Raw genomic sequence first — 23,414 nt, forward strand, 5'->3', positions numbered from 1 at the left:
CGGGGACCACGGTAGCCCGGACCTGCGGCGACGGGCGGGGAGCCGCCATGTGCGGCACCCCCTCCTCCTGTGGTACCCCTACCCGGAGTCGAGCGGGCCGCCCGAGTGGACGGCGGCCCGGAGCGGGGGAGCGGCACGATGGTGTGGTTGGCGCCTGACCAGGCGGAGCCGCTGACGCGGTTCGCGGTCGTGTTCGAGCCGGGGGACCCGGCGCGGACCGGCCGGCTGGCGTTCTGGGACCCGGACGCCCTCGCCGCCCCGGACCTGCCGCCGCTGCCGGCCGGTGAGCGCGGCGAGGCGTGCCTGGCCGTCCGCGCGGAGGGCGGCGTCGCCCGGCGGACCGCGACGGTGCTGCGGCTGACCGTCGCCGAGGCGCTGCCCGTGCTGCTGGCGGCCCGCCGCGGGTACGGGGAAGACCGCAGGCGCGGGGAAGGCCGCAGGCGTGGGGAAGGCTGCCGGGACGGGGAAGGCCGCCGGGACGGGGAGGACGGGCCGGCGCCCAGCCACTCCGCCGCGTTCTGGGGCGCCGCCGCGGCCCTCGCGCTGCACCTGGCCGCGCGGGAGCGGCTGCTGCCCGGAGTGTCGGACGGCGGCTACGACGCGTGGCGGGCGGGCCCGCTGGACGCGGAGGACGCCCGCCGCCTGCACGAGCTGGCCGCCGCCGCGCCGCCGGAGGCCCGCGCCGTGCCGGTGCCCGTCCCGGACGGCGGCCCGCTGCTGCTGCCGGACGCCGCGCCGCTGGTCCGCGCGTTCGTCGACGCCGTCGCCGACACGCTGCCGCGGACCGCGGCGGCGGCCGTCGCCACCGGCCGTCCCGCGTTCGCCGCGGCCGAGCCCAGCCACGTGCCCGAGCTGCGCTCCTGGGCGGAGGAGATCGCGGCGGGCCTGGACTCCGGGGTGCGCCTCACCCTGCGCCTGGAGGTGGCCGGGGACACGGACGGCGGCGCCCCGCCCGCCCTGCGCCTGGTGCCCGAGGTGCACAGCCTCGCCGACCCCGCGCTGCGCGCCGACGCCGGGGCGCTGTTCTCCGCGGCGGGCGCGGCCGGGTTCGGGCCGCGCGCCCAGACCGACACGGTGCGCGCCCTGCGGCGCGCGGCCGAGCTGTGGGAGCCGCTGTCCGGCCTGCTGCCCGTGCCGTCGGCGCTCACCCTCACCGACCGGGAGGCGCAGGACCTGCTCGGCGCGGGCGCCGCCCGGCTGCGCGCCCACGCCATCGACGTGACCTGGCCGAAGGACGCCGCGGCGGGCCTGACCGCGCGGGCCGTGGTCGGCGCCGACCGGGTCCCGGACGGCGACCTGCGCGAGTTCCTCGGCGCGGGCACGGTGGACTTCCGCCGCCGGTTCGACCTGGACGGCGAGCCCCTCACCGAGGCGGAGACCGACCTGGTCGCCGCGGGCCACCCGCTGGTGCGGCTGCGCGGCCGCTGGGTGCTGGTGGACGCAGCCACCGCCCGCCGGGCCCGGGAGCGGGAGCTGAAGCCGCTCACCGCGATCGAGGCGCTCGCCGTCGCCCTCACCGGCTGCGCCACCGTCGGCGACGAGCAGGTGCGGGTGGAGCCGGGGCCGTGGCTGGTGGCGCTGCGCCGCCGCCTCGCCGACCCGGACGGCGGCGGCGAGCCGGTGGAGCCGCCCGCCGCGCTCGCCGCGACCCTGCGCGACTACCAGTTGCGCGGCCTGCGCTGGCTGGCCCGCATGACCTCGCTCGGCCTCGGCGGCTGCCTCGCCGACGACATGGGCCTGGGCAAGACGGTGCAGCTCATCGCCCTGCACCTGCTGCGGCAGGAGGAGCGGGCCGGCCGCGGCCCCACCCTGGTGGTCTGCCCGGCCTCCCTGCTCGGCAACTGGGAGCGCGAGATCGGCCGGTTCGCGCCCGGCACCCCGGTGCGCCGCTACCACGGGCCCGGCCGCACCCTCGACGGCGCCGGCGACGGGTTCGTGCTCACCACCTACGGCACGATGCGCCTGGACGCGGGGCGGCTCGCCGCCCACCGGTGGGGCCTGGTCGTCGCCGACGAGGCGCAGCACGTGAAGAACCCGGCGTCCGGCACCGCCCGGGCGCTGCGGCTCGTCCCCGCCGCCGCCAAGGTCGCCCTCACCGGCACCCCCGTGGAGAACAACCTCACCGAGCTGTGGTCGATCCTGGACTGGACCACCCCGGGGCTGCTGGGCGGCCACGCCCACTTCCGCCGCACCTGGGCGGCGCCCGTCGAGGCCGAGCGCGCCGCGCCGGACGGGCCCGCGGGGCGGGCGGCCGAGCCGGGGCCCACCGCGCGGCGCCTGGCCGAGCTGGTGCGGCCGTTCCTGCTGCGCCGCCGCAAGTCCGACCCCGGCATCGCCCCCGAACTGCCCCCGAAGACCGTCACGGACCACCCGGTGGCGCTCACCGCCGAGCAGCGGCGACTGTACGAGGCGCACGTCCGCGACTGCCTGGCGGCGATCCGCGGCAGCGAGGGCATCGCCCGCAGCGGCCTGGTGCTGAAGCTGCTCACCGGGCTGAAGCAGATCTGCAACCACCCGGCGCAGTTCCTCAAGGAGGAGCGCGACACCGCGCTGCCGGGCCGCTCCGGCAAGCTGGAGCTGCTGGACGAGCTGCTGGCGGCCATCACCGCGGAGGGCGGCGCCGCGCTGGTGTTCACCCAGTACGTGGCCATGGCCCGGCTGCTGGAGCGGCACCTGGCCGAGCGCGGCGTGCCCGCGCTGCTGCTGCACGGCGGCACGCCCGTGCGGCGCCGCGAGGAGCTGGTGCGGCGCTTCCAGGACGGGCAGGCGCCGGTGTTCCTGCTGTCGCTGAAGGCCGCGGGCACGGGCCTGAACCTGACCCGCGCCGACCACGTCGTGCACTACGACCGCTGGTGGAACCCGGCCGTGGAGGCGCAGGCCACCGACCGGGCGTACCGCATCGGGCAGACCCGGCCGGTGCAGGTCCACCGGATGCTCACCGAGGGCACCGTGGAGGAGCGGATCGCCGCGCTGCTCGAGGCCAAGCAGGGGCTCGCGGACGCCGTGCTCGGCACGGGCGAGCAGGCGCTGACCGCGCTGACCAACGACGAGCTGGCGAACCTGGTCGAGCTGAGGAGCACACGATGAGCGGGGAGCACACCGAGGCGCGGACCTTCCCCGCCTTCGCCGCGCGCCGCGGCGGGCGGCCCGGCACCTTCTGGGGCCTGGCCTGGAGCGAGGCGGTGGAGGACACCGTGCTCGACCCCGAGCCGCTGCGCCGGGGCCGCGCCCACGCCCGCTCCGGGCGGCTGGGGCCGGTCACCGTCAGCGCCGGGCACGTCGTCACCCATGTGCGCGAGGGCGGCGCCGTGCACCGGGCCATGGCCACCGTCGAGGTGCTGGACGAGGCCGCGTGGGAGCGGCTGTGGGAGACGGTGGCGGCCCGGCCCGCCGAGGCGGAGGCGCTGCTCGCCGGAGCGCTGCCGCCCGAGCTGCTCGACGCCGCGGAGGACGCCCGGGTGCGGCTGCTGCCCGCCTACGGCGACCTGGACACCGACTGCGACTGCGGCGCCTACGAGCAGCCCTGCCCGCACGCCGCGGCGCTGTGCCACCAGGTGTCCTGGCTGCTGGACGAGGACCCCGCGCTGCTGTTGCTGCTGCGGGGCCGCGACACCCGGCGGGCGGCGGAGGAGCTGAAGTCCGCGGTGCTGCTGCGGGCGCTGGCGGGGGACGGCGAGGACGGCGAGGACGACGACGAGGAGGACGGCGCCGGGGCGGCCGGGGCGGGGGACGGGTCCCCGGCCGCCGGGGGCGACCCGGCGGACGACGCCTACGCCCGCCCGCCCGTCCCCCTGCCGCCGCTGCCGCCCCTGCCCGGCGGCCCCGCGCCGGACACCGAGGCCGACCCGCTGGACCGGCTGGTCGCCGACGCCGCGGCCCGCGCCGGGGAGCTGCTCGGCTACCTCCACGGCCGCGCCGCCGCCCCCCGTCCGCCGCTGGAGCGGTGGCCCGACCTGGTACGGATCGCGGCGACCCACCCCGACCCGCGGGTGGCCGCGCGGCTGCGCGAGGCGTGCGGCGACCCCGACCTGCTCGACCGCGCGGCCGGGGCGTGGCGACTGGCCGGCCGGGCCGGGCTCGCCGCGCTGGAGGAGGAGTGGACCCCGCCGCGCCACGAGCTGGCCCGCGCCCGCACCGCGCTGCTCGCCGACTGGGACGACCTGCCCGAACCCCGGATCTCCGGCAACCGCCTCACCCTGCCGGGCCGCGACATCCAGTTGCGCTACGGCCGCGACGCGTGCTGGTACCCGTTCCGCCGCGCCGGCCGCGCCTGGCACCTGGCCGCGCCCGGCCACCCCGACCCGTCCACCGCCCTGGCCGAACTGCTGGGGTCCTGACCGGCCCCGCGCCGCTACGATCCCCCGCCATGACCACCTACACCGGTCCCGCGACCGTCGTCACCGGCGACGGCACCCACATCCCCGTCACCGCCGAGCTGCACAGCGGCGCGGACGAGGACCTGACCGACTGGGGCGGCACCCTGGCGCCCGCCCCCGGCACCAGCCCGCTGCCCCTGTTCAGCGCCTCCCGGGGCACGCTGCGCCTGCCCGACGGAAGCGAGGCCGGCTTCATCACCACCAACACCTCCGCCACCGCCACCCGGCACGGCCCGGACACCGCCCTGGACATACTCGGCGAGGGAGCCGCCCCCTTCTGACCCGGGCCCGCGTCCGCCCGGCCGGGCGTCGCCGCGCCGATCGGGGGTACCCGCCCGCGCGGAGGCCGTCGGAAACGGAGCCGGAGCCGGAGGGAGCGCGGGATGCGTGAACGGGATCGGGTCGCGGTCGTCACGGGGGCGTCCAGCGGGATCGGGCGGGCCACCGCGGCGGCCTTCGCCCGCCGGGGCTGGGCGGTGGTGCTGGCGGCGCGGCGGACGGAGGAGCTGGAGCGGGCGGCCGCGGAGTGCCGCGGCGAGCGGACGCTGGTGGTGCCCACGGACGTCACCGACGCCGGGGCCGTGGAGAACCTGGCCCGGCAGGCCGTGGCCCGGTTCGGCCGCATCGACGTGTGGGTGAACAACGCCGCCGTCAACGCCTTCGGCCGGTTCGAGGACGTGCCGCTGGAGGACTTCCGCAAGGTCCTCGACGTCAATGTGATGGGCTGTGTGCACGGCGCCCGCGCCGCCCTGCCGGTGATGCGGCGGCAGGGCACCGGCACGCTGGTCAACATCTCCTCCGTCGCCGGGGCGGTCGCCCAGCCCTACAGCCACCCCTACAGCGCGTCCAAGTACGCCGTGCGGGCGCTCGGCACCAGCCTGCGCCAGCAGTTGCGCCTGGAGGGGGAGGACGGCATCCACGTGTGCACGGTGCTGCCGCCGGGCGTCGACACCCCGCACTTCGCGCAGGCCGCCAACCACCTGGGCCGCAAAGCGGTGGCGATGCCGCCGGTGTACACCCCGGAGCGGGTCGCCCGCGCCGTCGTGGCCCTGGCCCGCCGCCCCCGCCGCGAGGTCGCGATCGGGCCCGCGGGACGGGCCGTGGTGCGGCAGGCGAGGCTGGCGCCGGGCCTGGCGGAGCGGATCATGGCCCGGCAGGTGGACCGTACCCACTTCGCGGACGAGCCGGCCCCGGCCACCCACGGCAACCTGCACGTGCCCGCCGCCCCCGGCGACGGCGCGGTGCACGGCGGGTGGGGCGGCCGCCGCCGCACGGCGCTGCGCCGGGCGGCCATGGCGACGGCGGTCGCCACAGCCGCCGCCGCGGTCTCCCGCCGCGCGGCCTGCAAGCTGCTCGCGGCCCGCTGAGCCGAGGAACGCACGCGGGGGCCGCGCCGCTCGTCCCGCGGCGCGGCCCCCGCGTGCGGTGCGGGCTCAGCCGCCCTGCTGGGCGACGGCGGCGTCCGCGGGCTCCCCGGGCCGCTCCGGCGGCCGGACGCCGCTGATGACGAAGCCGCTGCGCATGCGGGCGGGGACGCGGCCCAGCGGGATCCGCAGGTCCTGCTCGGGCATCCGGTACTCCAACCGGGCCAGCCTCGGGGCTGGCGCGGCGAGCAGCGCCACGGTGATGTCCTCGCCGGGGCGGCGGTGCAGGGCGTGCCCGGCGCAGGCGACGAACCAGCACACCGCGACCGTGGGCCGGACGACGTTGAGCAGCTCCACCGCGGCCGTGCGCGGGTCGAGCCGCTCGCCGTCGGCGTCCAGGTGCCGCGCCACCACGTCCACCGCGGAGCCCTCGGTGGCGGGCCCGGCCGCCGCCCGGTTTGCCGGGAGGGCCGAAGGGAACCCGGGGCCCATGACCGCCAGGTTCCACTCCCTCGCCGCCCTCGCCCCGTTCCGCACCGCGACCGTCCGGCGGGTGCTGCCGACCCCGGAACGCAAGGGCCGCGTCCTGTCCGCCGTGGACCGCCTGGAGCGCGCCGAGGCCGTGGACGCGGTGACCGGCCCGCTGCGGCGCGGCGTGCGCGCCCTGCCGCTCGGCGGCGCCCGCGACGCCCTGCACGGCCGGTGGCTCGGCCACCCGGTGCACCCCCTGCTGGTGCAACTGCCGATCGGCGCCTGGGCCTCGGCGGCCGCCCTGGACCTGCTGCCGGGCGAGCGGCGCTCCGCGTCCGCCCTGGTCGCGCTGGGCCTGACCGCCGCGGGACCGGCCGCGGTCGCGGGCTGGGTGGACTGGGCTGAGCTGCACCCCGAGCAGGAGCGCGTCGGCGTGGTGCACGCCGCGGCGAACCTCGGCGCGGTCGCGCTGTACGGCGCCTCCCTGGTGGCCCGGCTGCGCGGGCGGCACCGCGCCGGGCGGGCCCTGGGCTTCGCTGGCCTCGCGGCGATCGGCGTGGGCGGCGCGCTCGGCGGGCACCTGGCGTACCGGCAGGCGGCGGGCGCCAACCACGCCGAGCACGTGCCGCACGTCGTCGCCCCCGGCTGGCACCCGCTGGGCGAGGTCGCCGACTTCCCCGTCGGGCAGCCGGTGCGCGCCGACGTGGACGGCGTGCCGGTGGTCGCCGTGCGGGACGCGGGCGGCACGGTGCGGGCGCTGGCGGACCAGTGCAGCCACCTGGGCGGGCCGCTGTCCGGCGGCGAGGTCGCCGACAACTGCGTGCGGTGCCCGTGGCACGGCAGCACCTTCCGGCTGACGGACGGCCACAACGTGCGCGGCCCGGCCACCGCGCCCCAGCCCGCGTTCGACACCCGGGTGGTGGACGGCCGCGTCGAGGCCCGCCTGCACCGGTGACCGCGGGGCGCCCCGGGTTTGCCCGCCGCCCGCCGCGGGCACTCGCGGTGCCGTGGTGTCGCGGGAGCCCGAGCAGCGGGTCCGACTGCCCCTGGTGTGGTCCGGGTGGCTGCGGCAGACGTTCGTGCACTGGGCCTACCCGCCCGACGCCGTGCAGGCGCTGCTGCCGCGCGGCCTGACCGTGGACACCCACGGCGGGGCGGCGTGGGTGGGCCTGACCCCGTTCCTGATGTCCGTGCCGCCGCTGGCCGCGTTCCCGGAGACCAATCTGCGCACCTACGTCCGTCGGTCCGGCGGCGTGGACGGCCTGTGGTTCTTCACCCTGGAGGCGGCGAACCCGCTGACCGCGGCCGCCCGCACGGCGATCGGCGCCCCCTACCACGTCGGCCGCCTCGGGATCACCGCGCGCGGCGGCACCGTCACCTACACCGGCGCGGGACTGGCCGGTGGCGCCGGGTACCGGCTGACCGTGCGGCCCGGCGGGCCCGCCGGGCCGTCGGAGCACGCGGTGTGGCTCACCGGCCGGTGGCGCGCGTTCACCGAGCGGCTCGGCGTCCTGGTGGAGACCCCGGTGGAGCACGAGCCGTGGCCGCTGGCCTCCTGCGCCGTGGAGCACCTGAGCGAGACCGTGACCGCGGCGGCCGGGCTGCCGCCGCCGCGGGGCGAGCCGGTCGCGCACTACAGCGAGGGGGTGCGGCGGGTGCGGCTGGGCCTGCCGCACCCGGTGCGGCGGGGCGCCGCGCCCGGGAAGGGGCGGACGGCGACGTAGGTGCCTCCCGTGGACGGGAGTCCACGCCGCCGCCCCGCCCCCGTGCCGTGCGCCGCGGGCGCCGTCACGCGCCCGGGTCCGGCCCCCGCCCCGGCGCGGTGACGGGCAGGCCCGCGGCCCGCCAGGCCCGGAAGCCCCCGGACAGGTCGGTGGCCCGGGTCAGGCCGATCGCCCGCAGGGACGCCGCGGCCAGCGAGGACGCGTAGCCCTCGTCGCAGAACACGATCCAGCGCACGTCCGCGGAGCGGGCCTGCGGGAGCGCGCCCTCACTGGTGGGGTCGCAGCGCCACTCCAGGTGGTTGCGCTCGATGACCAGCGCCCCCGGGATGCCGCCCTCGGTGCGGCGGCGGACCTCCGGCCGGGTGTCCACCAGCAGCGCGCCCGCGGCGGCCTCGGCGTGCGCCCGGTGGGGGTCCACCCGGTCCAGGCCGCGGCGGACCTCGGCCAGATGGCGGTCGATGCCCTTGAGGCCGCCCGCGCCGCCCGGCCCGGCCGCGCGCGGACGCCCGCCGTCGCCGCCCACGCCGCTGCCGTGCCCGCCGTTCCCCGCCATGTCGTTCCCCCTCGCGTCGGTGTCCGCCACGTCCCGTCCGGTGCTCACGCGTCCACCGGCTCGACCCGCTCCCGCACCAGGCGCCCGTCGGGCAGGTGGCGGTAGTAGGCCATCGTGGTCAGGGCGGGGGAGTAGGCGTGGATGCTCACGGCCGGAGTGCCTCCGTGGTTGGCGACCTGGTGGACGTGCCGGGGCCCGAAGCCGCGCACGGCCCCGGTCGGCAGCGCCCACGGGGCGGGGCGGACGGGCTGCGGGGAGGGCGGGAACGAGCGCTCGGTGAGCTCGCCCGCGGCCACGGCGAACGCGCCGCGGGAGCCGCCGTGCCCGTGGATCTCGGTGCCCTGGCCCGGCAGCCACGTCAGCAGCCACACCTCGTGGTCCTCGGCGCGGACCAGGCGCGTGTAGTAGCGCTCGGCGGCGTCGAAGCGGACCAGCGGCCGCCACAGGTCGGGCCGGGCGGTGAGGCGGCGCACCGTGTCGGCGAGCGCGCCGCGGGTCGGGGCAGGGGCGGGGGAGGGCGGAAGAACGATGGACATGCTGGGCTTCCCGGTGTGCTGGACGAGGGGCGGGTGTGCGGGGGCAGCCGCACACCGGGCCCTTCGGGGCACCGGGCGCGGCCGTCAGGGACGGCCGCGGTGACACAGGGCGCTCGCCACGCGGACCAGGTCCACGTGGTGCCGCGCGAAGAAGCGCTTCCCTGTCGTCACGGATGCAAGATTTCCAGCAGCCCGGGGCCGCGGTCAAGGCGACCCGGGGCGGGCGCCCGGCCCGCGGGCCTCACCCGGCGGGCCCGTCCGGCTCCCGCGGCCCCTCGTCCGGCGGCCCGGCGACCGCCACCTGCGCGGGCCGCAGCAGGTGGTCCCCCACCCGGTACCCGGGCCGCAGCACCGCCACGCAGGTGGGGCCGCGCACCTCCGGGCCGGTGGCGTAGGACACGGCCTCGTGCACGGCCGGGTCGAACGGCTCGCCCACCGCGCCGAACGCCCGCAGGCCCAGCTCCGCCAGCTCCCGCTCCAGCACCTCGGCGACCCGCGCGAACCCGCCGGTGACCTCGCCCTGCGCCCGCGCCCCGGCGATCGCGTCCAGCACCGGCAGCAGCCCGCCGAGCACATTGGCCACCGCGATCTCCCGCACCGCCAGCCGGTCGCGGCGCACCCGCCCGCGGAACGCGGCGTACTCCTCCCGCACCCGCCGCAGCTCCTCCGCGCGCTCCCGCAGCGCCTCCGAGGCGGCGGGCGCGGCGGTCCTGCCCGCGCCGGGCCCGGCCCTGCCCGCGCCGCCGGGGCCCACCGGCACCAGCGCGCCCCCCTCCGGGCGGGGCTGGTCCCGCACCAGCGTCAGCGGATGCCCGCCGGGGCGCCCGGCTCCGCTCCTGCGGCTCATCCGGCGCCTCCCTGCCGCCGGTCCTCGTCCACCACCTCGGCGTCCACGACCTCCTCCTCGGCGCCCTCCGCCCCCTGCCCGGCGCCCTCCGCCCCCTCCGCGCCCTGCGTGGTCCCGCCGGCGGCGCCCCGGTCCTGCTGCGCCCGCGCGTACATGGCGGTGCCCACCTTCTGGGCCGCCGCGGTCACCCGGTCCGTGGCCTGGCGCACCGAGGAGGTGTCCGCGTCCTGGCGCGCCAGGGTCTCCTTCAGCTCGGCCAGCGCCGTCTCCACCTCGCCGCGCACGTCGCCGGGGATCTGGTCGGCGTTGTCGGCGAGCAGCCGCTCGGTGCGGTAGGCGGCCTGCTCGCCCTGGTTGCGGGCCTCGGCCGCCTCGCGCCTGCGGCGGTCCTCCTCGGCGTGCTGCTCGGCCTCCCGCATCATCCGGTCGATGTCGTCCTTGGGCAGCGCCGAGCCGCCGGTGACGGTCATGCGCTGCTCCCGGCCCGTGCCCAGGTCCTTCGCGGTGACGTGCATGATGCCGTTGGCGTCGATGTCGAAGGCCACTTCGATCTGGGGGACGCCGCGGGGGGCGGGCGGCAGGCCGGTGAGCTCGAACATGCCGAGCTTCTTGTTGTACGCGGCGATCTCGCGCTCGCCCTGGTAGACCTGGATCTGCACCGACGGCTGGTTGTCCTCGGCGGTGGTGAAGATCTCCGAGCGCTTGGTGGGGATCGTGGTGTTGCGCTCGATGAGCCTGGTCATGATGCCGCCCTTGGTCTCGATGCCGAGGGACAGCGGGGTGACGTCGAGCAGCAGGACGTCCTTGACCTCGCCCTTGAGCACGCCCCCTTGCAGCGCCGCGCCCACGGCCACCACCTCGTCGGGGTTCACGCCCTTGTGCGGGTCCTTGCCGGTGAGCTCCTTGACCAGCTCGGTGACGGCGGGCATCCGGGTGGAGCCGCCGACCAGGATCACGTGGTCGATCGCGGAGACCTCGATCCCCGCGTCCCTGACCGCGTTGTGGAACGGGCCGGTGCAGCGCTCCAGCAGGTCCGCGGTGAGCTGCTGGAACTGGGCGCGGGTGAGCTTCTCGTCCAGGTGCAGCGGGCCCTCGGCGGACGCGGTGACGTAGGGCAGGTTGACGGTGGTCTCGGTGGCGGCCGACAGCTCGATCTTGGCCCGCTCGGCGGCCTCCCGCAGCCGCTGCGTGGCCATCTTGTCCTTGGTGAGGTCGATGCCGTGGCCGTCCTTGAACCGCTTGGCCAGGTGCTGGACGATCCGCTGGTCCCAGTCGTCGCCGCCGAGGTGGGTGTCGCCGTTGGTGGCCTTCACCTCCACGACGCCCTCGCCGATCTCCAGCAGCGACACGTCGAAGGTGCCGCCGCCGAGGTCGAAGACGAGCACCGTCTGGTCGTGCATCCGGTCCAGGCCGTAGGCGAGCGCGGCGGCCGTGGGCTCGTTGATGATCCGCAGCACCTTCAGCCCGGCGATCTCCCCGGCCTCCTTGGTGGCGGTGCGCTGGGAGTCGTTGAAGTACGCCGGGACGGTGATCACCGCGTCGGTGACCTCCTCGCCCAGGTACGCCTCGGCGTCCCGCTTCAGCTTCTGGAGCACCCGCGCGGAGATCTCCTGCGCCGTGTACCGCTTGCCGTCGATGGTGCCGGAGTCCGGGAAGCGCCACTGCGACTCGCCCATGTGGCGCTTGACGGACCTGGCGGTGCGGTCCACGTTGGTCACGGCCTGCCGCTTGGCGACCTCGCCCACCAGCACGTCGCCGTTCTTGGCGAAGCCCACCACCGACGGGGTGGTCCTGGCGCCCTCGGTGTTGGTGATGACGGTGGGCTCGCCGCCCTCCAGCACGCAGACCACGGAGTTCGTCGTGCCGAGGTCGATACCCACTGCTCGTGCCATGGTCCTCTCCTCACCCTGCGGTCCGCGTCCACGTGCGAAGGACCTGTGCGGGCGCGTGTCCCGTTCTTCCGGTGTGCGGGGGTGTGCGCCGTACTCCCATAGTGCGCAGTGCCCGGGGGAACCGCGCGGCGGAGCCTGCCCGCCGCCCCGCCCGGCCCCGGGTCACCGCCGCCGCGCCGCGTCCCGCAGCCACCGCAGGAGGTCGAGCAGTGTGACGCCCTCGAGCGGATCGTCGCCCCTGCCGGGTCCGGCGGGCCCGGCCCGGCCCGCGACGGTCAGGTCCACCAGGGGCGGCCGCGGCCCGCCCGGCCGCGCGGGGCGGTCCGCCGCGGTCCGGCGCGTGACGCGCACCGACACCCGCACCCCGCCGCGCGTCCGCCCGCGCCGCCGCGCGTCGTAGGCGGCCCGCCGCGCCGGGTCCCGCAGCACGGCGTAGGCCGCCACCACGTCCTCGAACTCCCGCCGCGCCCCGGGCCGTGACGGGCGGGCGTCCGGGTGCAGGGAGCGGACCAGCCCCCGGTAGGCCGCGGTGATCTCCCCGGGCGAGGCGGAGGGCGCCACCCCGAGCACCGCGTAGTGGTCCCGCGGGGGATCGGCTTCCGGCATCGCCGCCACCTCCTGCCGTGCGGGCGGGCGCCGGGCGCGCGGCGCGCCGCCCCTCGGACGACCGGCCACCCACCGGGGCCGGACCTTGGCAGTACCCCGCGGGGCCGCCGGTAACCGGCGGCCCTCGCCGCCCTCCGCGGCCCGGCCCGCCACCGGCGGCGGAGCCCCCGGACGGGGCCGCTCCTCCCGCTCCGGTGGGCGTGCTCATCCGGAACAGGGCATTCCGTCGCCGGTCTCCGTACCACTAGGGTGATTGCTCGAACGTACGCGCGGCAAGGAGTGGGCGGGACCGGAGAGCGAGGAAACCGGACGGCCGGAGCCCCCCGTCGCCGCGCGCGGAGGGCGCTGCCGGCCGTCCCCACCGAGGAGGCGGTTGGATGACGGCGGGCCCGGGGACGGCGCGCGAGACGGGTCGGGACCCGTTCTTCGACAACGCGAAGCTGCTGGCGATCGTCCTGGTGGTGATGGGACACGCCTGGCAGCCGCTGAAGGACAGCAGAGCGGTCTCGGCGGGCTACCTGTTCGTCTACACCTTCCACATGCCGGTGTTCATCCTGATCGCCGGACACCTCTCGCGCTCCTTCGAGTACCGGCCCGGCCAGACCAGACGCCTGATCACGGGCATAGCCGTGCCGTACGCGGTCTTCGAGACCGTCTACACCCTCTACGGCAACGCCGTGGACGACCGCGGCAACGACATAAGCCTGTTCCAGCCCTGGTACCTGACCTGGTTCCTGATGGCGCTGCTGGCCTGGCGCGTCACCGCGCCTGTGTGGCTCGCCATGCGCCGGCGCGTGGCGCTCGGCGCGTCCGTGGCCGTCGCGCTCGCCGGGACGGCCTCCGAGATCGGGTCCGCGTTCAGCCTGGACCGGGTGCTCCAGTTCCTGCCGTTCTTCGTCGCCGGGCTGCTGCTGCGCCCCGGGGACTGGGAGCGGCTGCGCGCCCCGGGGGCGCGGGCGGCCGCGGTGCCCGTGCTGCTCGGCGGCGTCGCGCTCGCCTACTGGGTGCAGGACAAGGGCGTCAGCTCCGAGTGGGCGGTGCGCTCGCGGAGCTGGGGAGAGCTGGGCGTGCCGTGGACCACCGGCCTGCCGGCCTCCCTCGGGCTGCTCGCGGGGTCGTCGCTGCTGGTGGCGGCGTTCCTGGCGTGGGTGCCGCGGCGGCGGACCTGGTTCACGGCGCTCGGCGAGGGCACCTTGTACACCTATCTGCTGCACGGCCTGGTCATCCGGACGGCGGCCTGGGAGGGCTGGTACGACCGCCCGTTCTGGCACACCCCGGCCGGCGAACTCGCCGTCACCGCCCTCGCCGTGGCCCTCGCCCTGGCCCTGAGCTCCCCACCGGTACGCCGCGCCCTGCGCCCCCTGGTGGAGCCCCGCCTGGACTGGGCCTTCCGCCGCACCCCGCCCGCCCCGCCGGCCCCGGCCGCCCCGGCTCCGGCTCCGCGGACGGCGGAGGCTGCGGGCCGGTGAGGCGGCGGGCCGGTGAGGCGGCGGGCCGGGGTGGCCCGCCGCCGGACGGTCAGGCGGGGTGGGGGGCGATCAGGCGGCCGGTCAGGTCGTCCAGGCTGATCAGGCCGGTGAGGCGGCCGTCGGGGGCGTGGACGACGGCCAGGGAGGCGCGGGCCCGCCGCAGGGCCTCCACGGCCTGGGCCGCGGTGGTCTCCGCGGTGAGCCGGGGCACCGGCCTGGCCAGCTCGCGGGCGGTGGCCGCGCGCCCGCGGGCACGGGCGGCCAGGGCGTCGCGGGCGTGCACCGAGCCCAGCACCGTCTCGCCGTCCCGCACCAGCAGCCGGGTGCGGTCGCTCGCGGACGCCGCCGCCAGGACGCGCTCCGGGTCCGCGTCGGCGGGCACGGCGGCGATCCGGCCGGCGGGGGTCAGCAGCCCGGCGAGGGGTGTCTGCGGCTCGGTGAGGGAGCGGGTGAGCAGGCCCGAGTCGGCGGGGCTGATCAGGCCCAGCCGCCGGGACTCCTGCACCAGGTGGGTGAGCTGCTCCCGGTCGTGCACGGTGGCCAGCTCCTCGCGCGGGGTGACCCGGCAGGCCCGCACCAGCGCGTTGCTCACCGCGTTCAGCGCGCGGATCAGCGGGCGCACCAGGCGCACCAGCGCCCGGAACGGCGGCGCCAGCAGCATGGCCGTGGACTCCGGGCGGGCCAGCGCCCACGACTTGGGGGCCATCTCGCCGACCACCATGTGCAGCATCACCACCACCCCCATGGCCAGCGCGAACGCCACGCCGTGGCTGAGCCCGGCGGGCAGGCCGGCGGCGCGCAGCAGCGGGTCCACCTGGTGGGAGACGGCGGGCTTGGACACGCTGCCCAGGCCCAGGGTGCACACGGTGATGCCGAGCTGGGCGCCCGCCAGCATCAGCGACAGCTCGCGCATCCCGGCGAGCGCGGCGCCCGCCCCGCGCCCGCCCTCGGCGGCCGCCCGCTCCACCCGGTGGCGGCGCGCGGCGACCAGCGCGATCTCGGCGGCGACGAAGAAGGCGCTGCCCGCGAGCAGCGCCGCGGTGACGGCGGCGGCGGTCAGCGGAGCCACGCGGCCTCCTCCCCGCGGACGGCGGCGGCCACGGCGGGCCGCGGCAGGTCCAGGCGCACCCGCTCGGGCACGCGCCGGTCCACGGCGAGCACCCGCAGCCGGGCCGGGCCGCCGTCGGCGAGCTCGAGCAGCACCTGGTCGCCCAGGCGCGGCAGCCGGCCCAGTTGTTCCATGACCAGGCCCGCCACCGTGTCGTAGCCCGGCCCCTCGGGCAGGGCCACGCCGGTGGCCTCGGCGACCTCGTCCACCCGGCGCCCGGCGTCCACCAGCCAGCCCGCGCCGTCGGCGACGGCGGGCTCGGTGACCTCGTCCGACTCGTCGGCGATCTCGCCCACCAGCTCCTCGGCGATGTCCTCGAAGGTGACGATCCCGGCGAGGCCGCCGTACTCGTCCAGGACCACGGCGAACTCCTCGTCCGCCGCCCGCATCCGCTCGGCCGCGTCCGGCAGGGGCAGGGTGTCGGGCAGCAGCAGCGCCTCGCGGGCCAGCTCACGGGCCGTGGCCCGCGCGGCCCGGTCCGCGGGCAGCCGCATCAGCTCGCGCACGCCGACCACGCCGAGCACGTCGTCGGGGCGCCCGCCGAGCACCGGGTAGTGCGAGTGGCCGTGGCGGGCGATCAGGTCGGCGACGTCGGCGCCGGTGGCGCGGGCGGGCACGGAGCGCACGTCCACGCGGGGCACGGCCACCTCGGCCAGTCGCCGCTCGGAGAACTCCAGGGCGTGGTCGAGCAGCCGCGCCGTCTCCCGGGGCAGTCGCCCGTGCCGGTGGGACTCGGCGATCAGGTGGTCCAGCTCCTCCAGGGTGGCGCCGCCGTGCGGCGAGGCCACCGGCTCCACACCGACCCGGCGCAGCAGCCGGTTCGCCGCCGCGTCGAACACCGTGACCAGGGGTCCGGCGACCTTCAGGTACACCAGGGTCGGCCCGGCCATGGCCTTGGCGAGCCGCTCGGGGACGGCCAAGGCCAGGTTCTTCGGCGCCAGCTCGCCGAGCACCATCTGCACGGCGGTGGCGAGCACGAACGCCAGCGCCAGCGCGATCCCGCCGACGGCGGCACCGGGGACGCCGACGCCGGTCAGCAGCGGGGTCAGCAGCGCGGCGACGGAGGGCTCGGCGAGGAAGCCGACGGCGAGGCCGGTGACGGTGATGCCGAGCTGCGCGCCGGACAGCGAGAAGGACAGGCGGTCCAGGACCCTCAGCGCGCGGGCGGCGCGCCGGTCCCCGGCCCGCGCCTGCCGGGAGAGGGCGCCGCGGTCGGCGGCGACGAAGGCGAATTCCTGCGCGACGAACCAGCCGGTTCCCGCGGTCAGGAGGAGGACGGCCGAAAGGCCGAGTGCGGCGTTCATCGGTCACCATCCCGCCGGGCGCCGCTGCCGGAGTTCTCTGGGCGGGATGGTCCGGGACTATGGCCGGGGGAGTCCGTCGATGTGGCGGACAACAGGGCTCCTGTCTTGCGGGCACCCGGGCGGGTGCGGTGACGGGCGCGGCACACGGCGTGAGCGCCGGCGCGCGCGGACGACGGGTGAACGCCGCGGACGGGCCGCGGTGTTCCCGGGGGTCTCCCGGGCGGGTCTCCCGGGTGGGGGCGGGGCCGGTTCGGGTGTTGCTGCTCCCACCCGGAGATGGGCTCAGGCGCCTCCGCCGTCCCCGCCCGCGTTTCTGATCTCCTCCAGGGACACCCGCATCTCGGCCGTCGCGCGGGTGAACCACTCGGTGAGGACGGCGATCTCGCCGGGCGTGTAGTCGCCGAACAGCCGGTACAGGCGCTCGTAGAACGGTGTGAAGATCGCGGTGACCCGTGCGGCGGCCGACTCGTCGGGCACCACGCGCACCCGCCTGCGGTCCTGCGGGTCGGTGGTGCGCCGCGCGTACCCGGCGCGCTCCAGGCGGTTGAGGACGCCGGTGACCGCGCCCGTGGTCAGGCCCGCGCGCCGGGCCAGCTCACCGGCGGTGAGGGGCTGCTCGGCGGCCATGACGTAGCCGAGGCAGGTCAGGTCCGTGATGTTGAGCCCCAGGCGCTGGGCGATCTCCTGCTGCCCGACGTGGCTGAGCGCGATGAGGTCGTCCATCGCGGCCACCGCCTGCTGCGGCGTCGCCTCGGGGCGGGGCTTGCGGTCCACTCCCCAACTCCTTAGCATCTAAGACAATAGTTTTAGCTTACGAACTAAGACTTTCTGGCCGTGGCCGAGCTCCGGCCACGGCCGCGCGGCCGGGCGTCCCCGGCCCGGCCCGGCCGCCGACGATACCGACCCGGTGAGGAGTCCCCATGAGCGGCAGCCACGCAGGACACGACCACGGCCACACCGTCGCGGGGTGGACCGGCACCGCCGTGGCGCTGGTGGGCTTCACCGTCTCGGGGGCGGGCGTCGTCGCGGGCTGGGTGCCCGGCGTGTGGCTCGGGCTCGGCGTCGTCGCCCTCGCCGGGCTCGTCACCTGGGCGCTGCACCTGACCGGATGGGGCAAGCCCGGCGGGCCCCGACCGCGCGGGGAGCGCCCCTGGCGCGTCCGCGACCCGGGGGCCGCCCGCGGGCACGCCGGCTGCGTCGGCTGCCGCATGGCGGGCCGCGGCCGCCTCCGCCCCGCCCCGGCGGGCGGGGGCGCTCCCGGCGGCCGGCTCCACGGCTCCCGCCCCGGCCGCCAGGTCAGTCCCGGTACAGCGCCCTGACCCGGGACTTCAGCAGCTTCCCCGACGCGGTGCGCGGCAGGGCGTCGGCGATCACCACGGACTTGGGGATCTTGTACTTGGCGAGCCGGCCGGCCAGTCGCGCCAGCACCTCGCCGACGTCGAGGGCCGCCCCCTCGCGCGGGACGACGACGGCGCGCCCGACCTCGCCCCACGTCTCGTCCGGCACCCCGATCACCGCGCACTCGGCGATGTCGGGGTGGGCCAGCAGGGCGTGCTCCACCTCGGCCGGGTAGACGTTCTCCCCGCCCGAGATGATCACGTCCTTGCCGCGGTCCACGATGGTCACATAGCCGTCCGCGTCGACCCGGGCCACGTCGCCGCTGCGGAACCAGCCCTCGGCGAACGCCTCCGCGGTCTCCTCGGGACGGCCCCAGTAGCCGCGCATCACGTTCGGCCCGCGCACCAGCACCTCGCCGGTCCCGCCCGCGGCCACCGGCGCGAGGCCGGGGCCGGCCACCCGCACGTCGGTGAAGAAGTGCGGCACCCCGGCCGAGCCCGCCTTGCTCACCGCGTGCGCGGCGTCCAGGAACAGCACGCCGGGCGCGGCCTCCGTCATGCCGTAGCCCTGGAGGAACGTCAGCCCCCTGGCCTGGTAGGCGGCGATCAGCGGCAGCGGCACGGGCGAGCCGCCGCAGGTCAGGATCCGCAGGCTGCTCAGGTCCGCCTCGGGCCAGCGCGGGTGCCGGGCGATCTGCTCGTACATGGTGGGCACGCCGAACATGAAGGTGACGCGGTGCCGCTCCACCAGCTCCAGGGCGGCGCCCGCGTCGAAGGCCCCCGCCAGCACGCAGGCCCCGCCCTTGAGCAGCACGGGCAGGGTGAGCATGCCGAGACCGGCGATGTGGAACAGGGGAGCGGCGACCAGGGCGACCTCGTCGCCGGTGAGGTCGGTGTCGACCAGGACGTTGCAGGCGTTCCAGGTGAGGTTGCCGTGGGTGAGCACCGCCCCCTTGGGCTGCCCGGTCGTCCCGGAGGTGTACATGATCACGGCGGGGTCGTCCAGCGCCACCGGCTCGTCGAGCGGCTCGGCCGGGGCCGAGGCCAGCAGCTCCTCGTACGCCCCGCCCCCCGCCGGGAGGCGGACCGTCGTCCCGGGGGCGTCCGCCGCCTCCGCCACCGCGGTGTGCGACGGCGCGCACAGCAGCGCGCGGGCGCCGCAGTCGGCGAGCTGGTGGCCGACCTCGACGCCGGTCAGCCGCGCGTTCAGCGGCACGAACACCGCGCCGAGCGCGCCCGCGGCGAACAGCGCCTCCAGGAACGACGGGTGGTTCGGGCCCAGGTAGGCCACCCGGTCGCCGCGGCCGACCCCGGCCGCGCGCAGCGCTCGGGCCAGGCGGGCGGTGCGCTCGTGCAGGTCGGCGTAGGTGTGCTCGGCGCCCCGGTGGACCAGGGCGGTGCGGTGCGGGCTCTTGCGGGCCCGGCGCGCCGGCCACGAGCCCAGTCCCTCGTCGCGCATCGTGACCTCCCGTCACGGTGGGTGCGCCCGGGCGGCCGGGCGGCGTCCCCCTCCAGGATTCCCCGCCGCGCCCCGTCCTCGAACGGCGGCCGCGCGAAACCGGCCGCCGGGGGTACCGCCCGCCGGGGTCAGGCGAGGGAGACCACCACGGACTTGACCCTGGTGTAGGCGTCCAGCGACTCCGGGCCGTACTCGCGGCCGTAGCCCGACTGCTTGACCCCGCCGAACGGGACCGCCGGGTCGAGCAGCGCCCAGTCGTTCACCCAGACGATGCCCGCCTCCAGTCGCGCCGCCACCCGGTGGGCGCGGGCCAGGTCGGTGGTGTGCAGGCCCGCCGCGAGGCCGTACGGCGTGCCGTTGGCCAGCTCCACCGCCTCCTCCTCGGTGTCGAACGGCTGCACGGTCAGCACGGGGCCGAAGACCTCCTCCCGCACCACGCGCGAGTCGCCGGGCAGGTCCGCGATCACGGTCGGCCGGTAGTAGTGGCCGCCGCCCAGCTCCAGCCGCTCCCCGCCGGTGAGGATCCGGCCGCCCTCCTCGCGGGCGATCCGCACGTACTCCTCCACCTTGGCCAGGTGCCGCTCACCCGCCATCGGCCCGACCACGGTCGCCGGGTCGAACGGGTCGCCGACCGGCACCCCCGCGACCGCGTCCGCCAGGGCCCGGAGCACCTGCTCGTACCGCGGGCGCTGCACCAGCAGCCGCGGGCCGCCCATGCAGAACTGGCCGGTGTTGAAGACGAAGCCCTTCACCGCCGAGCCGATCGCCCGCTCCGGGTCGGCGTCGGCGAAGACGATCTGCGCCGCGTTGCCGCCCAGCTCCAGCGTGACCGGCTTGAGCGCCCGGCCGGCCCGGCTCGCCGCGTGCCGCCCGACCGCCGTGGACCCGGTGAAGGACACCTTGTCCACGCCCGGGTGCGCCAGCAGCGCCCCGCCCACCACGGCGCCGCTGCCCGTGACCACGTTCACCACCCCGGCAGGGACGCCCGCCTCGGTGAGGATCTCCGCCATCAGCAGGGCGCTGAGCGGGGTGTCCTCGGCGGGCTTGTGCACCACGGTGTTGCCCGCGGCCAGCGCCGGGGCGATCTTGGAGCTGCTCAGGATCAGCGGGAAGTTGAACGGTGTGATCGCCGCGACCACCCCCAGCGGCTCGCGGCGGGTGTAGGCGTGCGCCGGGGCGGGGATCTGCCGGGTGGCGCCCTGAAGGCCCTGCGCCAGCGCCGAGCAGTACTCGTACTGCTCCGCCGCCGTCGCCACGTCCACCGCCCGGCACAGCGTGACCGGCTTGCCGACGTCCACGCTCTCCACCGCCACCAGGTCGTCCTCGCGGCGCCTGATCAGCTCGGCGACCCGGTGCAGCACCCGGGCCCGCTCCCGGCCCGGCGTGCCCGCCCACGGGCCCGCGTCGAACGCCCGGCGCGCGGCGGCCACCGCGTCGCCGACGTCGTCCGCGTCCGCCTCGGCGACCGTGGTGACCACCTGCCCGGTGGACGGGTCCGCCACCTCGCGGCGGCCCCCGGCGCGGGCCTCCCGCCACTCGCCGCCCATGAACAGCAGACCGGGCCGCGGGTTCGGCCGGCCGGGGCCGGCCGGTCGGGGACTGGACATGGGCGCGCTCGCCTTCCCGGCGCGGGCCTCGCCGCACCGCGTGCCAGCGCCGGGCCGCGCGGCGGCCCGGCGGAACTCGTGACGGCCTCGGGGCAACCCGGCCGCGCTCACACGGACGGGAACGGGGGCGACGTGGGGCGCGCCCACGCGCGACCAACAGGTTTCCCGATCGAGCGCCGCCTTGTCGCCCGCGACACAAGGGTTGGCCGGCAAACAGGGTTTTTCCCGTCATGTCCGACGATAGGGCGGAGGTGGCCCGCCCCGGGAGCGGCCCCGCCGCCCGGGCCCGTTCCCCGGACGCGGGAGCCGGCGCCCGGAGAGGGCCCCGCTGAACGCCGTCCCCCGTCCCGTCCGTATCACCTCGGCCGTACCCGACCGGAAAGCACACGATTGGAGGCCGGGGCGGGCCCCGGTGCCGCCGGTCCCGCCCCCACCCGCCATGGACGCAACGGAGCCCCACCTCGACCGGCCGGCGGAGAACGGACCGCTCGGGCCGTCCACCGCCACCGCCACCGCCACCCGGGGCCATGGCTGCTCCGAGGGCGGCGCGTTCGACCTCGTCACCCTGGTGGTGAGCGAGAGCGGACCCGAGCCGGGCATGCCGTCCGAGCACGCCCGGATCCTGCGGCTGTGCCGGCGCCCGACGGCCGTCGCGGAGCTGGCCGCCGAACTTGCGCTGCCGGTGGGCGCGGTGCGGAGCGCGCTCGCCGACCTGCTCGACGCGGGGCGGATCAGCGCCCGCCACCCCGGCCGCAGGCCCCCGCGGGACGACCCGGACACGCTCGCGGAGGTCCTCCTCGGACTGCGCAACCTCTGACCGCCCGGTGACCGCCGTCCGGATCCGCCGCCCGCTACCCGCCCCGCCCCGGCCGGTGAGAACGTAGCCTCCCCAACGGCACCAAACACCACACCGGCCCCACCGGCCCCAGGAGGTCCAGGCATGACCCTGCGCGTGACCCACGTCATCGGCGAGCGGATCTCGGTCGAGGACGAGGACAGCGGCGTGGAACTGCTCGCCTACGTCTACCGGCCCGAGGCCGCCTGGGAGGCGCCCAAGCCGTACGCGCACCCGATCCGCACCCGCGCCGGGCACATCGTCACCGGCTACCGCCCCAACGACCACCGCTGGCACAAGGGCCTCCAGATGACCGCCTCCCACCTGTCGGGCCAGAACCTGTGGGGCGGCAACACCTATGTGCCGGGGCAGGACTACCAGGCGCTGCCCGACCGCGTCGGCTCCATGACCCACGAGGGCTTCGAGGAGATCACCACCACCGCCGACGGCGGCGCCGTCATCGCCGAACGCCTCATCTGGCGCCCGCACAGCGGCGAGCAGTGGGCCACCGAGTACCGCAGGGTGGAGGTGCGGGACCTGGCCGAGGACAGTTGGGCGCTGGTGTGGTCCAGCTCCGTCACCAACCGCCGCGACGAGCCGCTGCGCTTCGGCAGCCCCACCACCGCGGGCCGCGAGATGGCCGGGTACACCGGCCTGTTCTGGCGCGGCCCCCGCTCCTTCCAGGGCGGCCGCGCGTTCGGCCCCGACCTGGAGGGGCCCGAGCTGATGGGCGCACGGTCCCCGTGGCTCGCCTACACCGGCGAGCACGACGAGGTGGACGGCCACGCCACCCTCGTCTTCGAGCACGCCCCGGAGAACGACCACACCGGCAAGTGCGGCGGCCACCCGGCGCACTGGTTCGTCCGCACCACCCCCACCGCCTCCGTCGCCCCGTCCCTGGCCTTCTTCGACGAACTGGAACTCGCCCCGGGCGCCACCCTCGACCGCCGCTACCGCATCGTCGTCGCCGACGGCGCCTGGGACCGGGCGCGCATCACCGCCCACCTGGAGGAACACACGTGGTGACGGCCCCTCCCGGGCGGGCGGCCCCTCCCGGACGAGCGCGACTGCGCTGGGCACCGCGGGCCCGGGCGGCGCACCGCCGGGCGGCCCGGCAGGTACAGGGCCCGGCGCGGCCGGCTGCCGCCCTCGAGGCTTCCTGGCCTCCCGGCCCTCCAGCTTCCTGGCCTTCCGGTCTCCCGGTCTTGCGGTCTTGCGGTCTTGCGGCCGTCTGGCCTTCTGGTCTCCTGGCCTTCCGGCCGCCTGGTTTTCGGCCTTCCGGCTTCCCGACCGTTCGGCTTCCCGACCGTCTGCCTTCCGGCCGTCCGGCGTCCCGGCCGCCCAACCGCCTAACCGCCTAACCGCCCAGCCGCCTGACCGCCCGCCTCCCCCTCCATCCGTCCGGCCGGCGCCCGGTCCGAGGGCGGCCAGACGTACGGCAGGTCGTCCGGGACGTCGGGGAACAGGGGGCCGTAGTGGTCGGGCGCCTTGCGGAGCAGGGCGGACTGGTGGCTGCGGTGGAAGGCGGGGTCGCCGAGCCACGGCGGGAGGTCGCCCGCGGCGGCCAGGGCCCGCTGGGAGCGCGGGGCGGGGCGGCCGGCGAGCGCGGCGAAGCCCGCCCGCAACTGGCCCTCGCAGGTGTCGCGGTGGCCCGCCTTCCGCCAGTGGCGGCAGATCACCGTGCCGTACGCCACCAGCGCCTCCTCGTACCCGGCCCACATCCGCACGGCCGGGTGGTGCCGCCAGCCGTAGCCGGGCACGGTCAGGCCGCGCAGCACCTGGAGGGCCTCGACCCGCTGCTTGCCCAGCCGGCGCACGTCCAGCGCGCGGGCCGTGGTGGCGAAGTCGGGGTAGGGGAGGAAGGTCTGCACCACTCCCCAGTGTCCGCCCGGGTCACCGCCGCCGCAGCACGGGATCCGGCCGGCC

At 77.4% G+C, this 23,414-nt stretch carries 22 protein-coding genes and 1 pseudogene; 10 read left to right on the plus strand and 13 right to left on the minus strand.

Translation table 11 applies throughout. The features are described 5' to 3' along the window. The first annotated feature begins 138 nt into the window (after positions 1-138). From ACYVO2_RS24785 to ACYVO2_RS24800, 4 genes are all read left to right on the plus strand, one after another. Positions 139-3,087, plus strand: a complete 2,949-nt coding sequence (locus tag ACYVO2_RS24785; RefSeq protein ID WP_461010181.1) for a DEAD/DEAH box helicase — start codon at positions 139-141, stop codon at positions 3,085-3,087. Next, entirely contained in the window at positions 3,084-4,337 is a 1,254-nt protein-coding gene (locus tag ACYVO2_RS24790; protein WP_461010182.1) for an SWIM zinc finger family protein, read from the plus strand. Before ACYVO2_RS24785 ends, ACYVO2_RS24790 begins: the two co-directional genes overlap by 4 nt. Positions 4,338-4,366: 29 nt before the next feature. After that, positions 4,367-4,657: a hypothetical protein gene (locus ACYVO2_RS24795; RefSeq protein ID WP_461010183.1), complete on the plus strand. Its 291-nt coding sequence runs from the start codon at positions 4,367-4,369 to the stop codon at positions 4,655-4,657. A gap of 102 nt (positions 4,658-4,759) precedes the next feature. Continuing rightward, positions 4,760-5,743, plus strand: coding sequence for an SDR family oxidoreductase (locus ACYVO2_RS24800; RefSeq protein WP_461010184.1), 984 nt, complete (start codon positions 4,760-4,762; stop codon positions 5,741-5,743). Positions 5,744-5,809: 66 nt separating this feature from the next. On the opposite strand, the pseudogene ACYVO2_RS24805 reads toward ACYVO2_RS24800, so the two are convergent. Continuing rightward, positions 5,810-6,196: pseudogene (locus ACYVO2_RS24805) on the minus strand (hypothetical protein); the annotation flags it as partial. A gap of 34 nt (positions 6,197-6,230) precedes the next feature. Here ACYVO2_RS24805 and ACYVO2_RS24810 point away from each other — a divergent pair. Then, the gene (locus ACYVO2_RS24810) at positions 6,231-7,166 is read left to right on the plus strand and encodes a Rieske (2Fe-2S) protein (protein ID WP_461010185.1); all 936 of its coding nucleotides are present in this window, start codon (positions 6,231-6,233) and stop codon (positions 7,164-7,166) included. 52 nt (positions 7,167-7,218) lie between these two features. Further along, positions 7,219-7,935, plus strand: coding sequence for a YqjF family protein (locus tag ACYVO2_RS24815; RefSeq protein WP_461010186.1), 717 nt, complete (start codon positions 7,219-7,221; stop codon positions 7,933-7,935). Positions 7,936-7,999: 64 nt separating this feature from the next. On the opposite strand, the gene ACYVO2_RS24820 is transcribed toward ACYVO2_RS24815, so the two are convergent. From ACYVO2_RS24820 to ACYVO2_RS24845, 6 genes are all read right to left on the minus strand, one after another. Next, on the minus strand, positions 8,000-8,488 hold the full coding sequence (locus tag ACYVO2_RS24820) for a rhodanese-like domain-containing protein (RefSeq protein ID WP_461010225.1): 489 nt from the start codon (positions 8,486-8,488) through the stop codon (positions 8,000-8,002). Positions 8,489-8,532: 44 nt separating this feature from the next. Then, positions 8,533-9,024 (minus strand): cysteine dioxygenase, encoded by a 492-nt coding sequence (locus tag ACYVO2_RS24825; protein WP_461010187.1) that lies wholly within the window; start codon positions 9,022-9,024, stop codon positions 8,533-8,535. Between the two features lie 84 nt (positions 9,025-9,108). Then, entirely contained in the window at positions 9,109-9,195 is an 87-nt protein-coding gene (locus ACYVO2_RS24830) for a putative leader peptide (RefSeq protein ID WP_461010226.1), read from the minus strand. Positions 9,196-9,265: 70 nt separating this feature from the next. Continuing rightward, the gene (gene grpE / locus ACYVO2_RS24835; RefSeq protein WP_461010188.1) at positions 9,266-9,871 is read right to left on the minus strand and encodes a nucleotide exchange factor GrpE; all 606 of its coding nucleotides are present in this window, start codon (positions 9,869-9,871) and stop codon (positions 9,266-9,268) included. Then, positions 9,868-11,763 carry a molecular chaperone DnaK gene (gene dnaK / locus ACYVO2_RS24840; RefSeq protein ID WP_461010189.1) on the minus strand — a complete coding sequence of 632 codons (1,896 nt, stop codon included), beginning with the start codon at positions 11,761-11,763 and terminating at the stop codon, positions 9,868-9,870. The genes grpE and dnaK overlap by 4 nt, the downstream gene beginning before the upstream one ends. 162 nt (positions 11,764-11,925) lie before the next feature. Continuing rightward, the gene (locus tag ACYVO2_RS24845; protein WP_461010190.1) at positions 11,926-12,369 is read right to left on the minus strand and encodes a J domain-containing protein; all 444 of its coding nucleotides are present in this window, start codon (positions 12,367-12,369) and stop codon (positions 11,926-11,928) included. 377 nt (positions 12,370-12,746) lie between these two features. On the opposite strand from ACYVO2_RS24845, the gene ACYVO2_RS24850 reads away from it, so the two are divergent. Continuing rightward, positions 12,747-13,838 (plus strand): acyltransferase family protein, encoded by a 1,092-nt coding sequence (locus tag ACYVO2_RS24850; protein ID WP_461010191.1) that lies wholly within the window; start codon positions 12,747-12,749, stop codon positions 13,836-13,838. A gap of 49 nt (positions 13,839-13,887) precedes the next feature. Here the strand turns inward: ACYVO2_RS24850 and ACYVO2_RS24855 are convergent, their stop codons facing one another. From ACYVO2_RS24855 to ACYVO2_RS24865, 3 genes are all read right to left on the minus strand, one after another. Further along, positions 13,888-14,907, minus strand: a complete 1,020-nt coding sequence (locus ACYVO2_RS24855; protein ID WP_461010192.1) for a CNNM domain-containing protein — start codon at positions 14,905-14,907, stop codon at positions 13,888-13,890. Then, positions 14,895-16,250, minus strand: a complete 1,356-nt coding sequence (locus ACYVO2_RS24860) for a hemolysin family protein (protein WP_461010193.1) — start codon at positions 16,248-16,250, stop codon at positions 14,895-14,897. The genes ACYVO2_RS24855 and ACYVO2_RS24860 overlap by 13 nt, the downstream gene beginning before the upstream one ends. A 282-nt stretch (positions 16,251-16,532) precedes the next feature. Further along, positions 16,533-17,024 (minus strand): MarR family winged helix-turn-helix transcriptional regulator, encoded by a 492-nt coding sequence (locus ACYVO2_RS24865; protein ID WP_461010194.1) that lies wholly within the window; start codon positions 17,022-17,024, stop codon positions 16,533-16,535. Positions 17,025-17,170: 146 nt separating this feature from the next. Here ACYVO2_RS24865 and ACYVO2_RS24870 point away from each other — a divergent pair, with 146 nt between their 5' ends. After that, positions 17,171-17,569, plus strand: coding sequence for an HGxxPAAW family protein (locus ACYVO2_RS24870; RefSeq protein WP_461010195.1), 399 nt, complete (start codon positions 17,171-17,173; stop codon positions 17,567-17,569). On the opposite strand, the gene menE is transcribed toward ACYVO2_RS24870, so the two are convergent. Together menE and ACYVO2_RS24880 are read right to left on the minus strand one after the other, a co-directional pair. Beyond that, entirely contained in the window at positions 17,547-19,046 is a 1,500-nt protein-coding gene (menE, locus tag ACYVO2_RS24875) for an o-succinylbenzoate--CoA ligase (RefSeq protein WP_461010196.1), read from the minus strand. The genes ACYVO2_RS24870 and menE overlap by 23 nt on opposite strands. Before the next feature lie 128 nt (positions 19,047-19,174). After that, positions 19,175-20,653: an aldehyde dehydrogenase family protein gene (locus ACYVO2_RS24880; protein ID WP_461010197.1), complete on the minus strand. Its 1,479-nt coding sequence runs from the start codon at positions 20,651-20,653 to the stop codon at positions 19,175-19,177. A gap of 439 nt (positions 20,654-21,092) precedes the next feature. On the opposite strand from ACYVO2_RS24880, the gene ACYVO2_RS24885 reads away from it, so the two are divergent. Together ACYVO2_RS24885 and ACYVO2_RS24890 are read left to right on the plus strand one after the other, a co-directional pair. Then, a complete protein-coding gene (locus tag ACYVO2_RS24885; RefSeq protein WP_461010198.1) occupies positions 21,093-21,470 on the plus strand; it encodes a DUF742 domain-containing protein in 378 nt (125 codons plus the stop codon). 123 nt (positions 21,471-21,593) lie between these two features. Further along, on the plus strand, positions 21,594-22,514 hold the full coding sequence (locus tag ACYVO2_RS24890; protein WP_461010199.1) for a DUF6807 domain-containing protein: 921 nt from the start codon (positions 21,594-21,596) through the stop codon (positions 22,512-22,514). 323 nt (positions 22,515-22,837) lie between these two features. Here the strand turns inward: ACYVO2_RS24890 and ACYVO2_RS24895 are convergent, their stop codons facing one another. After that, positions 22,838-23,359 (minus strand): MSMEG_6728 family protein, encoded by a 522-nt coding sequence (locus ACYVO2_RS24895; RefSeq protein WP_461010200.1) that lies wholly within the window; start codon positions 23,357-23,359, stop codon positions 22,838-22,840. Positions 23,360-23,414: the final 55 nt, after the last annotated feature.

The organism is Streptomyces capparidis (genome assembly GCF_054782095.1).